The organism is Pseudomonas neuropathica (assembly GCF_015461835.1).
Taxonomy (GTDB): domain Bacteria; phylum Pseudomonadota; class Gammaproteobacteria; order Pseudomonadales; family Pseudomonadaceae; genus Aquipseudomonas; species Aquipseudomonas neuropathica.
Genome location: NZ_JACOPX010000003.1, coordinates 319,005 through 338,847 on the forward strand (window position 1 = coordinate 319,005; position 19,843 = coordinate 338,847).

The 19,843-nt window shown below is 57.8% G+C and carries 19 protein-coding genes and 2 pseudogenes; 13 read left to right on the forward strand and 8 right to left on the reverse strand.

Features of this window, described 5'->3' with window-relative positions; translation table 11 throughout:
* Nucleotides 1–179: 179 nt before the first annotated feature.
* On the forward strand, nt 180–647 hold the full coding sequence (locus H8F23_RS05300; protein ID WP_038369175.1) for a ferritin-like domain-containing protein: 468 nt from the start codon (nt 180–182) through the stop codon (nt 645–647).
* Nucleotides 648–924: 277 nt separating this feature from the next.
* Here H8F23_RS05300 and H8F23_RS05305 read toward each other — a convergent pair whose 3' ends face one another.
* Together H8F23_RS05305 and H8F23_RS05310 are read right to left on the reverse strand one after the other, a co-directional pair.
* Nucleotides 925–1,395: a MaoC family dehydratase gene (locus tag H8F23_RS05305; protein WP_003227420.1), complete on the reverse strand. Its 471-nt coding sequence runs from the start codon at nt 1,393–1,395 to the stop codon at nt 925–927.
* A gap of 42 nt (nt 1,396–1,437) precedes the next feature.
* On the reverse strand, nt 1,438–2,382 hold the full coding sequence (locus H8F23_RS05310; RefSeq protein WP_194933641.1) for an alpha/beta hydrolase: 945 nt from the start codon (nt 2,380–2,382) through the stop codon (nt 1,438–1,440).
* Nucleotides 2,383–2,580: 198 nt separating this feature from the next.
* On the opposite strand from H8F23_RS05310, the gene fadD2 reads away from it, so the two are divergent.
* The gene (fadD2, locus tag H8F23_RS05315; protein WP_095048181.1) at nt 2,581–4,269 is read left to right on the forward strand and encodes a long-chain-fatty-acid--CoA ligase FadD2; all 1,689 of its coding nucleotides are present in this window, start codon (nt 2,581–2,583) and stop codon (nt 4,267–4,269) included.
* 347 nt (nt 4,270–4,616) lie between these two features.
* Nucleotides 4,617–6,314 carry a long-chain-fatty-acid--CoA ligase FadD1 gene (fadD1, locus tag H8F23_RS05320; protein WP_095048180.1) on the forward strand — a complete coding sequence of 566 codons (1,698 nt, stop codon included), beginning with the start codon at nt 4,617–4,619 and terminating at the stop codon, nt 6,312–6,314.
* Nucleotides 6,315–6,665: 351 nt separating this feature from the next.
* On the opposite strand, the gene H8F23_RS05325 is transcribed toward fadD1, so the two are convergent.
* A complete protein-coding gene (locus tag H8F23_RS05325) occupies nt 6,666–7,043 on the reverse strand; it encodes a hypothetical protein (protein WP_007917843.1) in 378 nt (125 codons plus the stop codon).
* A gap of 197 nt (nt 7,044–7,240) precedes the next feature.
* Here H8F23_RS05325 and H8F23_RS05330 point away from each other — a divergent pair, with 197 nt between their 5' ends.
* The 3 genes from H8F23_RS05330 (at nt 7,241) to def (ending at nt 9,089) form a co-directional block, all read left to right on the forward strand.
* Nucleotides 7,241–7,432: a CsbD family protein gene (locus H8F23_RS05330; RefSeq protein ID WP_093430455.1), complete on the forward strand. Its 192-nt coding sequence runs from the start codon at nt 7,241–7,243 to the stop codon at nt 7,430–7,432.
* 164 nt (nt 7,433–7,596) lie between these two features.
* Complete coding sequence (locus H8F23_RS05335; RefSeq protein ID WP_007917840.1) at nt 7,597–8,547, forward strand: YihY/virulence factor BrkB family protein; 951 nt, start codon at nt 7,597–7,599, stop codon at nt 8,545–8,547.
* 2 nt (nt 8,548–8,549) lie between these two features.
* Nucleotides 8,550–9,089, forward strand: coding sequence for a peptide deformylase (def, locus tag H8F23_RS05340; RefSeq protein ID WP_194933642.1), 540 nt, complete (start codon nt 8,550–8,552; stop codon nt 9,087–9,089).
* A 123-nt stretch (nt 9,090–9,212) separates the two neighbouring features.
* On the opposite strand, the gene H8F23_RS05345 is transcribed toward def, so the two are convergent.
* Nucleotides 9,213–9,629, reverse strand: coding sequence for a GNAT family N-acetyltransferase (locus tag H8F23_RS05345; RefSeq protein ID WP_194933643.1), 417 nt, complete (start codon nt 9,627–9,629; stop codon nt 9,213–9,215).
* A gap of 325 nt (nt 9,630–9,954) precedes the next feature.
* Here H8F23_RS05345 and H8F23_RS05350 point away from each other — a divergent pair, with 325 nt between their 5' ends.
* From H8F23_RS05350 to H8F23_RS29220, 6 genes and pseudogenes are all read left to right on the forward strand, one after another.
* Nucleotides 9,955–10,896 (forward strand): fatty acid desaturase, encoded by a 942-nt coding sequence (locus H8F23_RS05350; protein ID WP_194933644.1) that lies wholly within the window; start codon nt 9,955–9,957, stop codon nt 10,894–10,896.
* 140 nt (nt 10,897–11,036) lie between these two features.
* Nucleotides 11,037–11,828 (forward strand): phosphate/phosphite/phosphonate ABC transporter substrate-binding protein, encoded by a 792-nt coding sequence (locus tag H8F23_RS05355; protein ID WP_194933645.1) that lies wholly within the window; start codon nt 11,037–11,039, stop codon nt 11,826–11,828.
* A 188-nt stretch (nt 11,829–12,016) separates the two neighbouring features.
* Nucleotides 12,017–12,544 carry a sigma-70 family RNA polymerase sigma factor gene (locus H8F23_RS05360; protein WP_194933646.1) on the forward strand — a complete coding sequence of 176 codons (528 nt, stop codon included), beginning with the start codon at nt 12,017–12,019 and terminating at the stop codon, nt 12,542–12,544.
* Nucleotides 12,541–13,554 (forward strand): ABC transporter substrate-binding protein, encoded by a 1,014-nt coding sequence (locus H8F23_RS05365; RefSeq protein WP_194933647.1) that lies wholly within the window; start codon nt 12,541–12,543, stop codon nt 13,552–13,554. The genes H8F23_RS05360 and H8F23_RS05365 overlap by 4 nt, the downstream gene beginning before the upstream one ends.
* A gap of 565 nt (nt 13,555–14,119) precedes the next feature.
* Nucleotides 14,120–14,896 (forward strand): annotated as a pseudogene (locus H8F23_RS29215) (PAS domain-containing protein); the annotation flags it as partial.
* Between the two features lie 117 nt (nt 14,897–15,013).
* A pseudogene (locus H8F23_RS29220) lies at nt 15,014–15,439 on the forward strand (methyl-accepting chemotaxis protein); the annotation flags it as partial.
* A gap of 67 nt (nt 15,440–15,506) precedes the next feature.
* Here H8F23_RS29220 and H8F23_RS05375 read toward each other — a convergent pair.
* The 4 genes from H8F23_RS05375 to H8F23_RS05390 form a co-directional block, all read right to left on the reverse strand.
* Nucleotides 15,507–15,935, reverse strand: a complete 429-nt coding sequence (locus H8F23_RS05375) for a hypothetical protein (protein WP_194933649.1) — start codon at nt 15,933–15,935, stop codon at nt 15,507–15,509.
* Between the two features lie 199 nt (nt 15,936–16,134).
* A complete protein-coding gene (locus H8F23_RS05380) occupies nt 16,135–16,680 on the reverse strand; it encodes a hypothetical protein (protein ID WP_194933650.1) in 546 nt (181 codons plus the stop codon).
* Between the two features lie 155 nt (nt 16,681–16,835).
* Complete coding sequence (locus tag H8F23_RS05385; RefSeq protein ID WP_194933651.1) at nt 16,836–18,260, reverse strand: MFS transporter; 1,425 nt, start codon at nt 18,258–18,260, stop codon at nt 16,836–16,838.
* Nucleotides 18,261–18,385: 125 nt separating this feature from the next.
* Entirely contained in the window at nt 18,386–18,826 is a 441-nt protein-coding gene (locus tag H8F23_RS05390) for a PACE efflux transporter (protein ID WP_034153370.1), read from the reverse strand.
* Between the two features lie 122 nt (nt 18,827–18,948).
* Here H8F23_RS05390 and H8F23_RS05395 point away from each other — a divergent pair, with 122 nt between their 5' ends.
* A complete protein-coding gene (locus H8F23_RS05395; protein ID WP_194933652.1) occupies nt 18,949–19,821 on the forward strand; it encodes a LysR family transcriptional regulator in 873 nt (290 codons plus the stop codon).
* Nucleotides 19,822–19,843 lie beyond the last annotated feature (22 nt).

Here is a 19,843-nt window from a genome sequence, read left to right on the forward strand (position 1 = left end):
AGCTTGGAAAATACAGGCATTCTGCATGCAGGCCAAATGACAGATCATGCAAATAACCGTGATACAGATAGTTCACTTATCTTTAACTAACTGATTTATAAGTTTTTTTTAAAATAAAAATGCTGGCATGCACACTGCAATATCCCTTGCATCTTCAACCAATCGCAAGGAATTGAAAAATGACCGACATGAATAAAGAAGCCATCTCTGTACTCAATGACCTGATTGAAACCAGCAAGGACGGTCAGGAAGGGTTCAAGACTTGCGCTGAAGACATCAAGCACCCAGAACTGAAAACCCTGTTTGTAACTCGCTCCGCTGATTGCGCCACCGCTGCAGCAGAACTGCAAGCCGAAGTTCGCAAGCTGGGCGGCGATCCGGAAACCTCTACCAGCGTCAGCGGTGACCTGCACCGTCGCTGGGTCGACGTCAAAGCCATGTTCACCGGCAAAGACGAAGAGGCTGTGCTGAACGAAGCCGAGCGCGGTGAAGACCATGCGCTGAAGGCCTACAAAGAAGCTCTTGAGAAAATCAACAAGCACAATCTGGTCGGCATTCGTGATCTGGTTGAACGCCAGTACCACGGCGTACAACGCAACCACGACCAGGTGAAAGCCCTGCGTAACCAGGCTCGTGCTCGTTCTTAAGCGCTTGTCGGTAACAAAAAACGCCAGCTAGTCTGGCGTTTTTTTATGTCTGGGGGAAAGCCAAAGCAAGAGCCCCTCACTAGCCCTCTCCCGGGGGGAGAGGGGACTGATCCAGGTGTTCTGTCGAGGTACATCGACCTGAGATACCGAGTCGAACTTGGGATTTGAAATCCATATAGATCGGCTCCCTTTCCCCCTCGCCCCCTTGGGGGCGGTCCGACGTTTCGGGAGGGCTGGGGTGAGGGGGAAAAGCTCCCACTGACACACCAAAAATCAATCAACCAATGCTAATCGCCGGCAACGTAGGCAACGTCACAGTCTGCTGCTTACGCGGCGCCAGAATCTCAGCCTCGCCATCCACCACCAGCTCATCACGCTGGTTGAACACACGAGTGGCAATGCGTACACGAAACTTCGGCAGCTTCTCGAGAATTTCCAGGCGTACGGTCAGCGTGTCACCGATCTTCACCGGCTTCTGAAAGCTCATCTGCTGACCGATATAAATAGTGCCCGGCCCAGGCAGCTCGCAGGCAACGGCGGCACTGATCAGCGCACCGCTGAACATACCGTGGGCGATACGCTCCTTGAACATGCTGGCGGCAGCGAACTCGGCGTCCAGGTGCACCGGGTTGTGGTCGCCCGACATCGCGGCGAACAGCTGGATGTCGCGTTCTTCGACGGTCTTGCTGTAGCTGGCGGTCTGGCCGACTTCGAGGGCTTCGTAAGGGATGTTGGTAACCTGGGTCATCGGTCTCGATTCCTGTGACGGATTCAGTGAATCCACAAAAAATTATTCGCTGCGATGAGGGCGCGGATGGCTCAAGGCCTGATCGATCCAGGCCAGCACATCAGCGATCACTTCGTCGCGGTTGGTTTCGTTGAACAATTCGTGCCGCGCCTGCGGGTAGATCTTCAGTTGCAGGTGCTGGCTGCCGGCCGTGCGCAAGGCATTGGCCAGATCTGTCAGACGCTTGCCTTCACTCACCGGATCACATTCGCCGCCGATTACCAGCAGCGGCAGGCCCGGGTCGATCTGGGCGAGATTGGACGCTTTGCTGATCTGCTGCAAGCCGCCGAGCAGGTCTATCCACAGTTGATTGGTGCAGCGAAAGCCGCACAACGGATCGGCGGCGTACTTGTCGACCTCCGCCGCATCACGGCTCAGCCAGTCGAACGGTGTGCGCACCGGTTTGAACTTGTTATTGAACGAGCCGAACGACAGCCACTCGATCAGCGTACTGCGACCCTTGCCACCCTGACGCAGTTTTTCCAGGCGAGCGATCTGCCGCGCAGCGCGGTACAGCGCAACGGGTTGAAAGTTGGAGCCACTGAGAATCGCCCCGTGCAGGCTGGCGCTGTGATGCAGCAGATAACCCTGGGCGATGTAGCTGCCCATGCTGTGCCCCAGCAGGATGATCGGCACCCCGGGGTGCTGCTGGCCGATGTACTGATTGAGGCTGGCCAGATCGCCGAGCACTTTGCACCAGCCGTCGTCATCGGCGAAGTGGCCGAGGGTACCGTGATTGGCGGTTTTGCCATGTCCGCGTAAATCCGGGGCGTACACGCCATATCCTTTGTCGCAAAACGTGTCGGCCAGTCGCGCATAGCGGCCGCTGTGTTCCGCCATGCCATGGGCCAGCAGGATCACCGCTTTCAACGGCGCCGTCGGCAGCCATTGATTGACGAACAGGCGGCTGCGGTCACTCGCGTCCAGCCATAAAGTGTCGTGGATCATGGCGATTCCTTTGCTCAGAGTCGGATCATTGTATAGCGCGTCTGATCAGCCCACGCCACGGCAGGAAGATTCACACGGTCAATGACGGCTTTGTCCATATTTGCCTCAATGGCCATAGCTGCTAGTGTCCGTGAAGCTCCGCTTTTCAGAAATGACAGAAAGCGGCCCGGATCGGCTCAGGTAAAGAGGACAAGAACAATGCAACCTGATTTCTGGAACGACAAACGCCCGGCCGGCGTACCGCTGGACATCGACATGGGTGAGTTCAAGTCGGTGATCGAAGTGTTCGAGCGTTCCTGCAAGAAGTTCGCCGATCGCCCGGCGTTCAGCAATATGGGCATCACCCTGACCTACGCCGAGCTAGAGCGCCAGAGCGCCGCCTTCGCCGGTTACCTGCAGGCGCATACCGATCTGGTTCCCGGGGATCGCATCGCCGTGCAGATGCCCAACATCCTGCACTACCCGATTGCCGTGTTCGGTGCACTGCGTGCCGGGCTGATCGTGGTCAACACCAATCCGCTGTATACCGCGCGGGAGATGCGCCACCAGTTCAAGGATTCCGGTGCACGCGCGTTGGTGTACCTGAACATGTTCGGCCAGAAAGTCCAGGAAGTGCTGGCCGATACCGACATTCAGTACCTGATCGAAGCGAAGATGGGCGACCTGATGCCCACCGCCAAGGGCTGGCTGGTCAACACCGTGGTCAGCAAAGTGAAGAAAATGGTCCCGGCGTATTCGTTGCCGCAGGCGATCTCCTTCAAGAGCGCACTGCGCATGGGTCGCGGCCTGGGGATCAAGCCGCTGAAGGTCAGCCTCGACGACATCGCCGTGCTGCAATACACCGGTGGCACCACCGGGCTGGCGAAAGGCGCGATGCTGACCCACGGCAATCTGGTGGCGAACATGCAGCAAGTGCGCGCCTGTCTCGCGCAACTCGGCCCGGACGGGCAGCCGCTGCTGCGCGAAGGCCAGGAAGTGATGATCGCGCCGCTGCCGCTTTATCACATCTATGCCTTCACCGCGAACTGCATGTGCATGATGGTTTCCGGCAACCACAACGTGCTGATCACCAACCCGCGCGATATTGCCGGTTTCATCAAGGAGCTGAAGAACTGGCGCTTCTCCGCGCTGTTGGGCCTGAACACCTTGTTCGTGGCGCTGATGGATCACCCGGATTTCAAGACCCTCGATTTCTCCAGCCTGAAGCTCACCAACTCCGGCGGCACCGCGCTGGTCAAAGCCACCGCCGAGCGCTGGGAACAGATGACCGGTTGCCGCATCACCGAGGGTTACGGCCTGACCGAAACCTCACCAGTGGCCTGCACCAACCCGTACGGCGACCAGTCGCGGCTGGGCACGGTCGGCTTGCCGGTGCCGGGCACGTTACTCAAAGTCATCAACGATGACGGTGTCGAACAGCCGATGGGTGAGCGCGGCGAGTTGTGCATCAAAGGTCCGCAGATCATGAAGGGCTACTGGCACAAGCCTGAGGCCACGGCCGAAGTGCTGGATGCCGAGGGCTGGTTCAAGTCCGGTGACATCGCGGTGATCGATCCGGACGGTTTCGTGCGCATCGTCGATCGCAAGAAGGACATGATCATCGTCTCCGGTTTCAACGTTTATCCGAATGAAATCGAAGACGTGGTCATGGCCCATCCGAAAGTCGCCAACTGCGCGGTCATCGGCGTGCCGGACGAGCGTTCGGGCGAGGCGGTGAAGCTGTTTGTGGTGGCGCGGGAAACCGGGGTCAGCCTCGAAGAGCTCAAGGCCTACTGCAAAGAGAATTTCACCGCGTACAAAGTGCCGAAACACATTGTGTTGCGTGAGTCATTGCCGATGACGCCTGTCGGGAAAATTCTGCGGCGTGAATTGCGCGATATCGCGTAAAAGTCAAAAACACAAAGATCGCAGCCTTCGGCAGCTCCTACCTTGGAATGCATTTCCTGTAGGCGCTGCCGAAGGCTGCGATCTTTTGCTTAAAGTCCCCGAAAACCGGGGCTTCAAAGGTGTTCTAGGATTTTTGCTCTAAAATGACTGCTAGATAGTCTTGAGTCATGATAATGACTGTAGGGGCCGCTTTTGGCTCTAGTCGACCCTTGGCAAAGCTGCTACTCTCGGCGCGCTTTGTGACTTCTCGGCCTATATAAAAGCCAGATTCACCAATACCAAACACACACCAATAATAATCGCATCAAATGCGGTGAAGAATTCGCGTTGCTGAGGAGTGGGCTTCCATGATCGAAGACTTTTGGAAGGATAAATACCCGGCTGGAATTGCTGCCGACATCAATCCGGACGAGTATCCGAACATTCAGGCAGTGTTGAAGCAGTCCTGCCAACGCTTCGCCAACAAACCGGCTTTCAGCAACCTGGGCAAGACAATCACCTACGGTGAGTTGTACGAATTGTCCGGTGCGTTTGCCGCGTATCTGCAACAGCATACCGATTTGCAGCCCGGCGATCGAATCGCCGTGCAACTGCCCAACGTTCTGCAGTACCCGGTGGCCGTCTTCGGTGCGATTCGCGCCGGGCTGATCGTGGTCAACACCAACCCGCTGTACACCGCGCGGGAAATGGAACACCAATTCAACGACTCCGGCGCCAAAGCCCTTGTTTGCCTGGCGAACATGGCGCATCTGGCTGAAACCGTGGTGCCGAAAACCGGCGTCAAACACGTCATCGTCACCGAAGTCGCCGACCTGCTGCCACCGATCAAGCGCCTGCTGATCAACAGTGTCATCAAGTACGTGAAGAAAATGGTCCCGGCCTATCACTTGCCAAAAGCCGTCAAGTTCAATGACGTGCTGAGCAAGGGCCAAGGCCAACCGGTGGCCGAAGCCAATCCTGACAGCGGCGACGTTGCGGTGCTCCAATACACCGGCGGCACCACCGGCGTGGCCAAAGGCGCGATGCTGACCCATCGCAACCTCGTCGCCAACATGCTGCAGTGCAAGGCGCTGATGGGTTCCAACCTCAACGAAGGTTGCGAGATCCTGATCACGCCGCTACCGCTGTACCACATCTACGCGTTCACCTTTCATTGCATGGCGATGATGCTGATCGGCAACCACAACATCCTCATCAGCAACCCGCGCGACCTGCCGGCGATGGTCAAGGAACTGTCGAAGTGGAAGTTCAGCGGTTTCGTCGGCCTCAACACGCTGTTCGTCGCGCTGTGCAACAACGAAGGTTTCCGCAAGCTGGATTTCTCGGCGCTGAAAGTTACGTTGTCCGGCGGCATGGCCTTGCAACTGGCTGCTGCCGAGCGCTGGAAAGCGGTCACCGGTTGCGCCATCTGCGAAGGTTACGGCATGACCGAAACCAGCCCGGTGGCCACGGTCAACCCGATCCAGAACATCCAGATCGGCACCATCGGTATTCCGGTGCCATCGACCCTGTGCAAAGTCATCGATGATGCCGGTGTCGAGCAGCCGCTGGGTGAAATCGGCGAACTGTGCGTCAAGGGCCCGCAAGTGATGAAAGGCTACTGGCAGCGTCAGGAAGCCACCGATGAAATGCTCGACAGCGAAGGCTGGCTGAAGACCGGTGACATCGCGCTGATCCAGCCGGACGGCTATATGCGCATCGTTGATCGCAAGAAAGACATGATTCTGGTCTCCGGTTTCAACGTCTACCCGAACGAACTGGAAGACGTGCTGGCGACCCTGCCGGGTGTGTTGCAGTGCGCGGCCATCGGCGTGCCGGACGAGAAGTCGGGCGAGGCGATCAAGATTTTCATCGTCGCCAAACCAGGTGTCACGCTGACCAAGGAAACCGTGATGGAACACATGCGCGCCAACGTCACGGGTTACAAGGTGCCGCGTTCGGTGGAGTTCCGCGATGCGCTGCCGACCACCAACGTCGGCAAGATCCTGCGCCGCGAGTTGCGGGATGAAGAGCTGAAGAAGATCAAGGCCAAGTCCGCCGCCTAAAACACCAAGCCCCGCAGATGCGGGGCTTTTTGTTGGAGCGGGGCAGGGCTTGAGTTATGCGGTGAACCTGCCCCTCATCGGAACGCCGCCCGCCCAGCCCTCTCCCGAAGGAGAGGGAGCCGATCGCGTGCAGTTCAAGACCTGAGTTCGACTCGATATCTCAGGTCGGTGTACCTCGTCCAGACACCTCGGTCAGTCCCCTCGCCTTGGGAGAGGGAGCCGATCGGGGGCTTTTCAAAACCTGAGTTCGACTCGATATCTCAGGTCGGCGTACCTTGCCCGAGCACCTCGGTCAGTTCCCTCTCCCTTGGGAGAGGGCTAGGGTGAGGGGAAAAGGGGACAGCACAAATCCTACTGACGAAACGGCGCAAAATTCACATTAGTCCCCGCCGGACGCATGTCCTGCAGATACGAATCCTTGTCCGCACTCAGTTCCAGGCTCAACGCCGCTTTACGCTTGCCTTCGTTACGAATCACCAGCCCTTCAAGCTTTTCGCGGAGGAAAACCGTCGGCACTTTCAGGTGCAGCAGTTCGTCAGTGGCTGGCGTGTGCATCAGCAAGTGAATCCACTCGTACTGACCGATGGCCAAACGCGACACCGGCAGGTCGAACCACCAGATGTTGCGGTTACGGTTCAGTTCGGCGAAGTGGCAGTTGTTGGTGCCGAGCACGGCGCCGCCCAGTTCCTTGTTGCGACGGGCGATGGCCTGCGTTTTATCGAGTTTCATAACATTCCTGCGGGATCGGTTCCTGGCGCTTGACGCCCATATGTTGCGCATTCTCGGGGCTACGCACGCAAACATAAAGCCCAACCTGCACGCCGCGACGAAATGAGCCGCTGAAAATAAATGAAACTTGGCGCAAACCCGGCCAGTCAATCATTACGTACTGACTTTTCCCCCTAATTGCACCAAGGAGAAACACCATGAGTAGCACAGGCGATAAAGTAAAAGGCATGGCCAACGAAGCAGTCGGCAACATCAAGCAAGGCGTCGGTAAAGCCACCGACAACACCAAGCTGCAAGCCGAAGGCAAGATTCAAGAGAAGAAAGGCGAAGCCCAGCAAGCAGTCGGTAAAGCCAAGGACGCGGTCAAAAAAGGCGTCGACAAGGCGTAATTCAGCCTTGAACGAAATACATGAACGGCCATCCAAGGATGGCCGTTTTTGTGTCAAAAGCCTGCAGCAACCCGACGAGGTTCGCCAAACAGGCTACCGTGATGTAAAAAACGGCCCCTGAGTCGCCACGACTTCAACCTGTATTGCGGCGAAAGGAGACGCGAATGATATTTCCAGACATGAAAGGTCTGCCCCTGCATCGGGTGATGGTGCGCACGGTCACTGAATTCGTCGACGACGAGATGTCGACCTATGCCTCGGCACTGGCCTACCAGATGCTGTTCTCGCTGTTCCCGTTCATTCTGTTCCTGATCGCCCTGATCGGTTTCCTGCACCTGCCGGACTTTTTCTCCTGGCTGCGCCTGCAATCGGAACTGGTCCTGCCACCGCAGGCGCTGGAGCAGGTCAACCCGGTGATCGACCAGTTGCAGCAGTCCAAGGGTGGCCTGCTTTCCGTCGGTATCGTTATCGCCCTGTACACCGCCTCTGCGGGCGTGCGCTTGATGATGAGCGCGATGAACGCCGCGTATGACGTGGTAGAAGGCCGGCCGATCTGGAAGCGTTTTCCGCTGTCGATTGTCTACACCGTCGGCATTGCCGGCATGCTCCTGGTGGCCGCTGCGCTGATGGTGCTCGGGCCGCAGGTGATGGGCTGGATCGCCGCGCAGGTGGGGCTGGAAGACTTCATCGTCACCGTGTGGACCATTGCGCGCTGGCCGGTGATCGTGATTCTGATGATGGTCGCGGTGGCACTGATCTACTACGTCATGCCCGACGTCAAACAGGAATTCCGCTTCATCACCCCCGGTTCGGTATTGGCCGTGGTGGTGTGGATCATCGCCTCGTTGGGTTTCGCCTTCTACGTGAAGACCTTCGCCAACTACAACGCGATGTATGGCAGCATCGGGGCGATCATCGTGCTGTTGCTGTACTTCTACATTTCCGCTGCGGTGCTGTTGCTCGGTGCCGAGATGAACGCGGTGATCGAGCACATGTCCAGCGAGGGCAAGGATGCGGGTGAGAAAGTCCCCGGCGAACTCGATGAACATCCCAAACAACACGTCTCGGGCCTGGGCCGCGATCATTCGCTCAAGCCGGACACTGACGAAGTCTGATCATGATCCGTGAAATTCTGAAAATGGGCGACGTGCGCCTGCTGCGCATTGCCCCGCCCGTGCCGGTCGAGATGTTCGACAGCCCTGAGCTGTGGCAGCTGATCGACGACATGTTCCAGACCATGGAAAGCGTCGGCGGCGTCGGCCTGGCGGCGCCGCAGATCGGTGTCGATCTGCAACTGGTGATCTTTGGTTTTGAACACAGCGAACGTTACCCGGACGCTGAAGCGGTGCCGCAGACGATCCTGATCAATCCACTGATCACGCCGTTGAGTCCGTTGATGGAGGAGGGCTTTGAAGGGTGTCTGTCGGTGCCGGGTTTGCGGGGGGCGGTAGATCGTTATCAGCAGATCCGCTACGAAGGGTTTGATCCGAAGGGCGAGCCGATTGTGCGCATTGCTTCAGGTTTCCACGCACGGGTCGTGCAGCACGAATGCGATCACCTGATCGGCCGACTTTACCCATCGCGCATCACCGACTTCAGCAAATTCGGTTTTACCGAAGTGATGTTCCCGGATCTTGATCCGACAGCAGACGACTGATCCCCGAGAACACCACACCCCCCCTGTAGGAGTGAGCCTGCTCGCGATAGCGGTCTGTCAGTGACATTTTCGGTGACTGACACACCGCTATCGCGAGCAGGCTCACTCCTACAAGGTTTTGCGTCAGATGGAGGGTGTCAGCTCCATCGCAATCATCGGCTTGCTCCGCGCATACCGGCTCAACCGCTCCGCCATCGCCTGGGGCAGGGCCGGGTCGAACGTGAATCCGCGTCGCTCATAAAAACCGCGCAAATCCGGATGGCAGAACAGCCACACCGGCTCACTCACATCCTGCACCGCCGCTGCGATCAACTGCGCTGCAATCCCCTGCTCACGACACCCCGGATCAACAAACAGCCCGGTCAGCCATTGTCCGCCGGACACGGGGCGCAAGCACAGCGCGCCAACGATCTCTCCCCGCCGTGCGACCCAAAGTCGCGCATCGCGAACAGCTTTCATCGAGGATTGGTGGCTGCGGTAAAACTTGTTCATCAACGGCCATAATGACTCGTCGAGCAGGCTGTATTGAGTGTCGGGCATGGGATCGGACTGTCGGCGTGCAAAGCGCCGATTATAAAAGAACGTACGGCTCTGGATAGGTGTATACCTGACCTCACATCCCCTGTGAGTGGAGTACGCATCATGTCCAAAGGTATGGATTCAAAGAAAGCGGCGAAGAAGAAACCGGCCAAGACTGCGATTGAAAAACGCGCAGAGAAGAAAGCCAAGAAAGTCGACATCTTCGGTCACTGATCACGCCTTTCGGGAGCCCGGTTCTCGGGCTCCTGCCTGCATCCGAAAATAATCTGCAAGATTGCACTGCGTCGTTGCACAGAAGGGGACGATCCCCGTTCCGAGCAACGCCATGCCCCATTACTTCGACGCCGCCCATCGTCAGCAGATCGAAACCCTGCGCCAACGTTTCACCGCCCGTACCGAGTGGCCGACCTGGCTGTTGCTGATTGGCGTCTATGCTGGCTGGTTCGCCATTGTGCTCAACAGTCACTGGCTGGGCCGTGCCTTGAGCACGCTGTTGCTGATCCCGCTGCTGGTGTTGTGGCTGTCGGTGCAGCACGAGTTGCTGCACGGGCATCCGACGCGCTGGGTGCGCTTCAACAAGATCCTTGGCTACGCGCCTTTTGCCGTGTGGTATCCGTACACGCTGTATCGCGACAGCCATTTGTTGCATCACCGCGATGAGCATCTGACCGTGCCCGGCGTCGATCCGGAAAGCCGTTACCTGACCCGCGCTGGCTGGCAGGGCAGTTCGCTGTTTGAACGCAGCTTGCACTGGTTGAACAAAACCGTGCTCGGGCGCTTTGTGATCGGTGCTCCGCTGGCGCTGATGGCGCTGGCCAAAGAAGAGTTGCTGCGGCTGAAGAATGGCGAACGCCAAGCCTGGTTGATGTGGCTGACCCACGGCCTGTTCACGTTATTGATGCTGTGGTTCGTCGCCCGTTTCAGCGCGCTGCCGGTATGGCATTACCTGCTGCTGATCAGCGTGCCGGCGCTGTCGATCGCGATGATCCGCTCCTACTACGAACATCGCCCGCATGTGCAACCCGAGCAGCGCACGGTGTTGAACGAAGCGGGTTGGCCGTGGCGCTGGTTGTTTCTGAATCTGAATTTTCATCTGGTGCATCACGACTTGCCGAAGCTGGCATGGTACGACTTGCCGACGGTTTACCGAATGCATCGCGAGCAATGGATCGCACGCAGTGGCGGGTTTCTGGTCCAGGGGTATGGCGAGTTCTGGCGGCGCCATGGCTTCAAGCCAATCGACAGCCCACAGCACCCGTTCCACTAATCTCAAGAACACTACCGACCCCTGTGGGAGCGAGCTTGCTCGCGAAGGCGGCTTATCAGTCCCAAATGTTTTGAATGACACACCGCCTTCGCGAGCAAGCTCGTTCCCACATTGGAAAATCGTTGTATGGGAAAGCACTGATGACCCAACACCACACCGAACTCCTGATGTACGTCGCCCCCGAGCCAATCCGCGCGGCCAATGAACGCTGGATTGCGCGCATTCTCGAGCAACTTGGCCACACCCGCCTGAGTGCTGAAGGCCTGTCATTGCCCGAACTCTGGTTATCCCCCGATCTGCTGCTCACACAAACCTGCGGCTATCCGCTGATGACGGCATTGCGCGGACAAGTGCGCATCGTCGGGCGGCCCCGTTACGAACTCCCCGACGCCAGCGCCGGCAACCATTGCAGCCTGATCCTCGGCCGCGCTGACGACCCTCGCAAAACCTTGGCAGAGTTCCGCAACAGTCGCGGGGTGATCAACAGTGAGGACTCCAACAGTGGCATGAACCTGCTGCGTCAGCGTCTGGCGCCACTGAATCAGGACGGACAATTCTTTGCCTCGGTCGGCATCAGCGGCGGCCATCGCGAGAGCCTGCGCTGGTTGCGCGAACACCGCGCCGATCTGGCCGCCATCGACAGCGTCACCTACGCCTATCTGGCGCAACATGCGCCGGAAGAAGTCGGTGCCTTGCGGGTGGTCGCGCGCAGTGCCCTGAGCCCGACCTTGCCGTTCATTACCGTCGGTAGCGCTACGGATGAGCAGATCGAGCAACTCCGACAGGTAATGAATGAAACCTTGCGCGAACTCCCTGATGTCGTGGAGACCTTGGGATTACCTGAGGTGCTTGCGGCTAGCGAGAGCGATTATCAGATCCTCCTCGACTATCAGCGTGAGGCTGAAGGACTTGGCTATGGGCGCTTGCGCTAAAGATCGCAGCCTTCGGCGGCTCCTACAGGGGATCGGTGCAGGAGCTGCCGAAGGCTGCGATCTTTTGATTTTTTATTTGTAAATGGAATATAAAAATTCGTTTTAAGTATTTTTAACGAATAAGGCGCCTTGCTACGATCGCGCCACCGGAACACCGGACATTCAGCGACCCTTAACCAGGAGCCCCCATGTCCGGCGCCGAGCTTTCCCATCGCAACACCTTGGACGATCTGTTTCGCGCCCACTATCGCTGGCTCTGTGCTTATCTGCGCGGTCATCTGCACGACGCGGCCGGCAGCGAAGACATCGCCGCCGAAACCTTTGCGCAATTGCTCGAAGCCCCGGGGCTGAGGGCCATCCGCGAACCTCGCGCCTTGCTGACGACCATCGCCCAACGCCTGCTTTATCAGCGCTGGCGACGCGGTGATCTGGAGCGTCGTCATCGCCAGCAGCTTGCTGTCGATTACGCCGTTTCGCCTGAAGACCTCGTCACGCTATCGCAAACCCTCAACCGCCTCGATCACAGCTTGCAGCGCCTGCCCGACAAGGTCCGCACGACATTTCTGCTCGCCCGCATCGACGGCCTGACCTACCCGCAAATCGCCGCCGAGCTGGGCATTTCCCAGCGCTCGGTCAGCGAGTACATGAGTCGTTCCCAAGCGCTGTGCGATCGCCACAGCGCCAACCAATCCCTGCAAGACAAGAGGTCCGCATGAGATCGATCAAAACCCTGCTCGGCACGTCGTTGCTGGCGTTGAGCCTGAGTGTCGGCGCTGTTTCGGCGACGGAAAAAACCGCGCCGATCCACTTTGGCGACATCACCTGGGAGAGCGGTAGCTTTATCACCGAAGTGCTGCGCCTGATCGTTGAAAAAGGCTACGGCTACCCGACCGACACGTTGCCCGGCAGCACGGTCAGCCTCGAAGCAGCGCTGGCGAAAAACGATATTCAGGTGATCGGCGAGGAGTGGGCCGGACGTAGTCCGGCGTGGGTCAAGGCGGCCGCCGAGGGCAAGGTATTTGGTTTGGGCGATACGGTAAAAGGCGCGACTGAAGGCTGGTGGGTGCCGGAGTATGTGATCAAGGGCGACCCCGAGCGCGGCATCAAAGCGTTGGCACCGGAGTTGAAATCTGTGGCCGATCTGCCGCGCTACAAAGACGTGTTCCGCGACCCGGAAGATCCGTCTCGCGGGCGCTTCCTCAACAGCCCGACCGGTTGGACCTCGGAAATCGTCAACAGCCAGAAGCTCAAGGCCTATGCGCTGAACGACAGCTTCGTGAATTTCCGCACCGGTTCCGGCGCGGCACTGGATGCCGAGGTGGCGTCGTCGATCAAACGCGGTAAACCGGTGTTGTTCTACTACTGGTCACCGACGCCGCTGCTCGGCCGATTCAAACTGGTCAAACTGGAAGAACCGCCGTTCGATGCCGAGGCTTGGAAAACGCTGGCCGATGCCAACAATCCCAACCCCAAGGGCACCCGTTCGATGCCGGCGAGCCTGGCGATCGGCGTGTCGGCGCCGTTCAAGGCGCACTACCCGGAACTGGTGACGTTCTTTGAAAAGGTCGATTTGCCGATTGATCTGTTGAACCAAACATTGGCCGGGATGAGCGAAAAACGTTTGCAGCCGAGGGTGGTGGCAGAGGCGTTTTTGCGTGATCAGCCGCAGGTCTGGAAGCCTTGGGTGCCTGCGGATGTGGCGACCAAGGTGGCTGGAAGTCTGTAAGTCATTTCTGTTGTTTTTGTAGCGCTATAACTTTTGCCTTCGCGAGCAAGCTCGCTCCCACATTGGAATGCGTTTCTCCTGTGGGAGCGAGCTTGATCGCGAAAGCGCCTGCCCCGGCAACAATTCTCCCCGCGCTGAACCGTTTCTTGTGCAAAAAGTGCCAGATACTGGCCGACTAGTGGCCTTGCGCAAGGCTTGCCGCTGGCTATGCTTCCTGTAACTAACTATGTCGACCGTCATGCAAAAAATGCCGGATGCACAGCGTTGGTCCGTGAATTCATGCTGCCAGAGTGCGCAAGCCAAGGCACCGACACTGAACCAACAAGGAGCGTCGCTTACATGGAAGTTCTTCAACGCGTTAGGGCTGGCCCGCGTGCGGGCTATCAAGAGAAGGATGTCTTGATTAGAGCGTCGCTGCATGGACGCTCCGATTGATCATCATTTATCACCTGACAACTTCCTCCCGTGGAGGAATGCGTGTGCCTGTTCTGTGGAACGTAGTGGTGGATCGTGAAAGAACTGAACTTTCATCAAATCAAAAGTCCGCGCGGAAGGTGATACAACCATGTTCAACCTACATCACAAGGCTGACCTGCAGGAAATCGAGCGCTTCAGCTGCGCCCTGACCGAGGCCAATGCCAAGTTGGCGGCGATCAGCCGTTCGATGGCAATGATCGAGTTCAGCCCTGACGGCATCGTTATCGATGCCAATGAAAACTTCTGCAAGACCATGGGCTACAGCGCCGATGAGGTGCGCGGCAAACATCACCGGGTGTTTTGTGAAGAGGCTTTCTATCGCAGCGAGGAGTACGCCAAATTGTGGCGTGACCTGGCTCGCGGTGAGCCGATCAGCGGGACTTTTCTGCGCTTGAACAAGGCCGGCAGGGAGGTTTGGCTCGAAGCCAGTTACATGCCGGTGTATGGCCCGGACAAGCAAGTCAGAAGCGTGATCAAAGTAGCGGCGGACATCACCGCGCGGATCAACAAGGAACATGAAGAAGAAAGCATGCTGGCCGCGATCAGCCGCTCGATGGCGGTGATCGAGTTCACTCCGGAAGGCAATGTCATCGCCGCCAACGACAACTTCCTCAAGACCATGCAGTACTCGCTCAACGAAATCGTCGGCCATCATCACAGCCTGTTCTGCCATCGCGCCGAAGCCGAGTCCTCGCAATACAAGGCATTCTGGGCGTCGCTCAATCGCGGCGAATATCACTCGCACCGTTTCGAGCGCAAGAACAAGTCCGGGCAGATGGTTTATCTGGAAGCGTCGTACAACCCACTGTTCGACGCCAAGGGCCGCCTGTACAAAGTGGTGAAATTCGCCAGCGACATCACCCATCAGATGACCACGTTGCAGAACGCTGCCGAATCGGCCCACAGCACCTCGGTACAAAACGACGCCTGCGCGCAAAAAGGCTCACAGGTCGTGCAGCAAACCGTGCAGATCATTCAGGACATTTCCCGCGACCTCAACGAAGCGGCGGCGAGTATCGATGCGGTGAGCAAGCAATCGGACATCATCGGCACCATCGTCCAGACCATTCGCGGCATTGCCGATCAGACCAACCTGCTGGCGCTCAATGCCGCCATCGAAGCGGCGCGAGCCGGTGAACATGGACGCGGGTTTGCCGTGGTTGCGGATGAAGTGCGCAGTCTGGCGGCGCGAACCAGTCAGGCAACCTTGGAAATTGTCGAGGTAGTGCGCAAGAACCATGACCTGTCGCTGAGCGCGGTGTCGAGTATGCAGTCAAGCCTGAGTCGCACCGGGCTAGGTGTGGAGCTGGCGAATGAAGCAGGGGAGGTGATTCTGGAAATTCAGCAGGGCTCGCGGCATGTGGTGGATGCGATCAGTCAGTTCAATGAGACGTTGCAGTTGAATTGAAGATGCCAAGTAACAGCCCTTCGAAATTGAGGGGCTGTTACCTGTAGGCATCAACAAGACAGCCGACCTATTTTCGCAAATTGAAGTTTCCACGGACGTCTGCGAATTGGCTGTTGTCCAGCGATCTGGCGGTGAACTTGAAACTGCCCTTTACGGTGCCATTAACCAAATCTACTTCATCGATTGTGACCGAACCGCCCTCAGAAATTGAATCCCAGGAAGCACCCTGAAAGTTTTTCGGGTTGTAGTTGCCACCGACGGCTCCTTCTTCGAAGGCGTAAGTCTGGTTTGCCTCGATTTTTTTAGCGATATAGATATCAATCCCCTGAGCGGTGAGGACTTCACTCGCCCTCCCGGCTATGTATGAATGGTCAGAATTTAAATCCATTACGAGCCGGCTGGTAGCAACCAGCTCTTCGCCATTGCCGTTCTCATTCACGTAGAGGGCAAAGTGTCCGCTGGCGTTGACAGCTGCATTTTTCATTTTATTGATCATGACTTTCTTCCTTGTCGATAGTAGGTGGGAGCACGTCGACGCCAGGACGCGCTCGAGGTCATACTTCGGCAAGCAGAATCCGCTGTCTACTGTCAGAAATTACAGGTAAAGGGGCTGATTACCGGTTAACCGATGAAAGGCGCAAAGCCCCAAACGGAAAAAAAGGCCCTCGTGGGGCCTTCTTTCAATGTTATGAAACTTAGAGCGCAGCGAGAAACTTGCCCGCCTGCTTGTCGCTGTCCTTCACATCGTTGTCTTTTTCCGCCTGCGCCAGCTTCATCTTGTCCTGCAAGCGCTCGGCAATCTCCTTGCCGATGGCCAGTTGTTTCTCCGGCGGCATGGCTTTGATGTCGTCCTCGGTCAGCCCCATGGACTGCAGGATACTGTCGCGCAGACGCTGCTCCGGCGTTTTGCTCATGTAATCCTTGAATTCGTCGGTGGCAGATTTTGCCGAAGCCGTGGTGGCATCAGTGGCTTGCAGGTTGACGCGGGTCTTGGCGAACGCTTCGTCGACGTTATCGCTGATGCGTGTGGCTTCGCTGACTTGCTGGGTGGCGATCTGTGTGGCCGAGTCCTGCACTTTGGCAGTGGCTTCGGCGGTTTGCGCCTGGGTCTGGTTTTGCAGGGTTTGCAGCATGGCGCCGTGCAGGCCACCTTGCAGACCGGCTGCGGCGATGGACGTCGCATCATCATTCAGCGCTTTTGGCAGATGAATGATTTGCTGTTGTTTGGCACTGATCAACATGATGTGCGGACCTGTAGGTAATTGCTGACTCGCGTATCGCAGCAATTACCATGCCTTCTGAATAAATCCTTTCATTTCAACAGGTTGATCATTTATCAGGTGTTCGCGGCGGTCATCCCTTGCCGATAAGCGGCAGAGGGTGACCGTTGCCACTCTCAGCGATGGGCAATGTTCTCCAGCGCCAGATTGCGCGTGCGCGGGCCGAACCAGCCGATGGTCAGCATCACGATCAGCATGCTGCTGACGATAAACGCCAACACCCCCGGCGTACCGAAATTGTCCAGAAACAAACCGATCAACAGGCTGCTGAACACCGTCGACAAGCGACTGAACGAATAACAGAAACCCACGGCGCGCGCGCGGATGTTGGTCGGGAACAGTTCGCTCTGGTACGAGTGATAACTGAAGCTCAACCAGGCATTGCAGAAGGTGATCATCACCCCGCAGAAGATCAGCCCGAATGCGCTGGTCTGCAGGGCGAACAAGGTGCCGAAGGTCATCGCGCCGAGGGCCGAGCCGACGATCTGCCATTTGTTTTCGAATCGGTTGGCGAACTTCACGAACAGCAGCGGCCCGAGCGGGTAGGCGAGGGTGATGATGAAGGCGTACATCAAACTGTGGGTGACGCTGACGCCTTGGCCGGACAGCAGCGCCGGCAGCCAGTTGCCGAAACCGAAGAAGCCGATGGCCTGGAAGATGTGGAAGACGATCAGCATCAACGCGCGACGGCGATAGGGCGGTTGCCAGATATCGGCAAAACGGCCCTTGCCTTCGACGTCGACCGGTACCGTTTCCGGTGTATCCAACGGTTTGCCGTGATCCTTCTCGCAGCGTGCTTCGATGCCATCGAGAATCCGGTTGGCTTCATCAAAACGGCCATGCTGCGCGAGCCAGCGCGGCGACTCCGGCAGTCGCTTGCGCAGCCACCAGATAAACAGCGCAAACACCGCACTGGCCAACACCACCCAACGCCAGCCGGAGACTCCGAATGGCGCTTGCGGCACCAGCCACCACGACATCAATGCCACCGCCGGCACCGACAGGAACTGCACGAAAAACGCGAAGGCAAAGGCTGAGCTGCGCATGCGTTTCGGCACCAGTTCCGAGAGGTAAGCATCAATGGTGACCAGCTCGATGCCCAGGCCAATGCCAACCAGAAAGCGCATGCAGATGATACCCAGCGCCGAACTCTGAATCCCCATCAGCACCGTCGCCACCGTGTACCAGACCAGCGCGAAGGTGAAGATCGCGCGACGCCCGAAACGATCGGCCAACGGGCTGAGCAGGCTGGCGCCAAGGAACAGGCCGAGGAATGTCGCCGAGGCAAACGCCGCTTGATCGGAGAAACCGAATACGCCCTGATTGCCAGTGGCGAAGATGCCGTCGCGGATCAGCCCGGGGCTGATGTAGGCGGTCTGGAACAGGTCGTAGAGTTCGAAAAAACCACCGATCGACAGCAGCGCCACCAGCCGCCAAATCGTCGCGACCGCCGGAAGGCGATCGATGCGGGCGGACACCTGGGCGGCGCGTATCGGGTCGATGCCGTCGCTTTGCGCGGCGGCGGGGGCGTGAGCAGTCATGGGCGGGTCCATTTTTTATTGATGGAAAAGCTTAGCCTGCTATCGGAGTTCACGGATTGTGAATATCGGCGGATTGAACAGATAAACCGCTGAATTCTCGCAATATCCGCTTACGAATTAACGATTTATGCCGCAGCCGCTGAATCCGGCAACGCCGAGGCTGGCAGTCCGAAGATCCGGTCGAACAGCCAGTTGAAGGCGAACGTGTAGCACGGGATGAAAATGATCAGCGCCAGATCCAGCAGAAACGCCTGCACCAGACTGATGTTCATCCACCACGCGATCAACGGAATAAGAAACACGATCAGCGTCAGTTGAAAGCCCACCGCGTGAGCGATACGGCGTTTCACTGTGCGCGTGCGCGATTGCTGACGGCTTTCCCAGTGCTCGAACAACGAGGTGTAAATGAAGTTCCAGGTCACGGCGATGGTGGTGATGATCACCGCCAGTGGCCCGGTGCTGCCCGGTGAAGTGCCGGACAACAACGCCAGACCGAGGGCAGAGAAGGTCATGCCGATCACTTCATAGAGCGACACATAGACCAGTTTGCGTTTGACGCCTTGCATGGGGAGTTGCCTCTTTCTTGCCGTTTGTTGGCCAGCGGGACTGGCGAAGGCGGCAAAAGATAGCTTCAATAGCGCTGACAGAAAAAGTCAGTAGCTTTCAGTTTTGTTGATAGGTGTGCAAAGTGAATTTCAACAGTGACAGCATCGAGCTGTTTCTTGCCGTAATCGAACGCGGCTCATTTTCGGCAGCGGCGCGTGCGTTGGGCAAAGTCCCGTCGGCCGTGAGTATGGGTATCGGCAACCTTGAGGCGGAACTCGGTTATCTGCTGTTCGACCGTAGCCATCGCGAACCACAACCCACGGCAATGGCGCTGTCGCTGGTGCCGCATGCGCGGCTGATCGCCGAGCAGCTCAAGCAACTGCAAGTACACGCGGTGGAACTGTCGCTGGGGCTGGAGAGCAAGCTGTCGATCGGCGTGGTCGCCGACATCGACCGGCGCCGTTTGCTGGCGGCGATCAAGCTGATCGCCGAGCGGCATCCGCTGCTCGATATCGAAGTGCTGACCGCGCCGCAGGACGACGTGTTGGCGATGCTGTACAGCGGCCGGGTCAGCGTGTGCCTGGCGTTCGCCGGGTTGAGCATGAACGTACTGGAGCGTTTTCAGTTTGTCGGCAGCGAACGGATGATCGCCACGCTGGCAGCGGACAGTCCGTTGTTGCAGGGGCAGGATCTGTTTCTCGAGGATCTGGTGCATGTACGGCAAATCATCGTCGCCAGTCGTGACTTGCCGATCAGCGAAACTCGACCGTTGGTGGCTGAGTCTTATTGGCGCACGGACAATCTCGAGACGGCCATGGAAATGGTCGAGGCAGGATTGGGCTGGGGTAATTTTCCGCTGTCGGTGGTGCAGTCGCGGATTGAGTCCGGGCGACTGAAACGGCTGAATTTCCGCAACATCGAAAATGGTCTGGTGATGCCGGTGCATGCGGTATGGCTCAAGAGTCAGCCCTTACAAAAGGGCGCCTTGGCCCTCGTCGACCTGCTCAGCCACTGAACCCGCCGCAGATCCCCTGTAG

Coding starts and splice junctions, on each gene's coding strand:
- H8F23_RS05300 (WP_038369175.1), top strand. CDS start 180: ATGACCGACATGAATAAAGAAGCCATCTCTGTACTCAATGACCTGATT.
- H8F23_RS05305 (WP_003227420.1), bottom strand. CDS start 1,395: ATGACCCAGGTTACCAACATCCCTTACGAAGCCCTCGAAGTCGGCCAG.
- H8F23_RS05310 (WP_194933641.1), bottom strand. CDS start 2,382: ATGATCCACGACACTTTATGGCTGGACGCGAGTGACCGCAGCCGCCTG.
- fadD2 (WP_095048181.1), top strand. CDS start 2,581: ATGCAACCTGATTTCTGGAACGACAAACGCCCGGCCGGCGTACCGCTG.
- fadD1 (WP_095048180.1), top strand. CDS start 4,617: ATGATCGAAGACTTTTGGAAGGATAAATACCCGGCTGGAATTGCTGCC.
- H8F23_RS05325 (WP_007917843.1), bottom strand. CDS start 7,043: ATGAAACTCGATAAAACGCAGGCCATCGCCCGTCGCAACAAGGAACTG.
- H8F23_RS05330 (WP_093430455.1), top strand. CDS start 7,241: ATGAGTAGCACAGGCGATAAAGTAAAAGGCATGGCCAACGAAGCAGTC.
- H8F23_RS05335 (WP_007917840.1), top strand. CDS start 7,597: ATGATATTTCCAGACATGAAAGGTCTGCCCCTGCATCGGGTGATGGTG.
- def (WP_194933642.1), top strand. CDS start 8,550: ATGATCCGTGAAATTCTGAAAATGGGCGACGTGCGCCTGCTGCGCATT.
- H8F23_RS05345 (WP_194933643.1), bottom strand. CDS start 9,629: ATGCCCGACACTCAATACAGCCTGCTCGACGAGTCATTATGGCCGTTG.
- H8F23_RS05350 (WP_194933644.1), top strand. CDS start 9,955: ATGCCCCATTACTTCGACGCCGCCCATCGTCAGCAGATCGAAACCCTG.
- H8F23_RS05355 (WP_194933645.1), top strand. CDS start 11,037: ATGACCCAACACCACACCGAACTCCTGATGTACGTCGCCCCCGAGCCA.
- H8F23_RS05360 (WP_194933646.1), top strand. CDS start 12,017: ATGTCCGGCGCCGAGCTTTCCCATCGCAACACCTTGGACGATCTGTTT.
- H8F23_RS05365 (WP_194933647.1), top strand. CDS start 12,541: ATGAGATCGATCAAAACCCTGCTCGGCACGTCGTTGCTGGCGTTGAGC.
- H8F23_RS05375 (WP_194933649.1), bottom strand. CDS start 15,935: ATGATCAATAAAATGAAAAATGCAGCTGTCAACGCCAGCGGACACTTT.
- H8F23_RS05380 (WP_194933650.1), bottom strand. CDS start 16,680: ATGTTGATCAGTGCCAAACAACAGCAAATCATTCATCTGCCAAAAGCG.
- H8F23_RS05385 (WP_194933651.1), bottom strand. CDS start 18,260: ATGACTGCTCACGCCCCCGCCGCCGCGCAAAGCGACGGCATCGACCCG.
- H8F23_RS05390 (WP_034153370.1), bottom strand. CDS start 18,826: ATGCAAGGCGTCAAACGCAAACTGGTCTATGTGTCGCTCTATGAAGTG.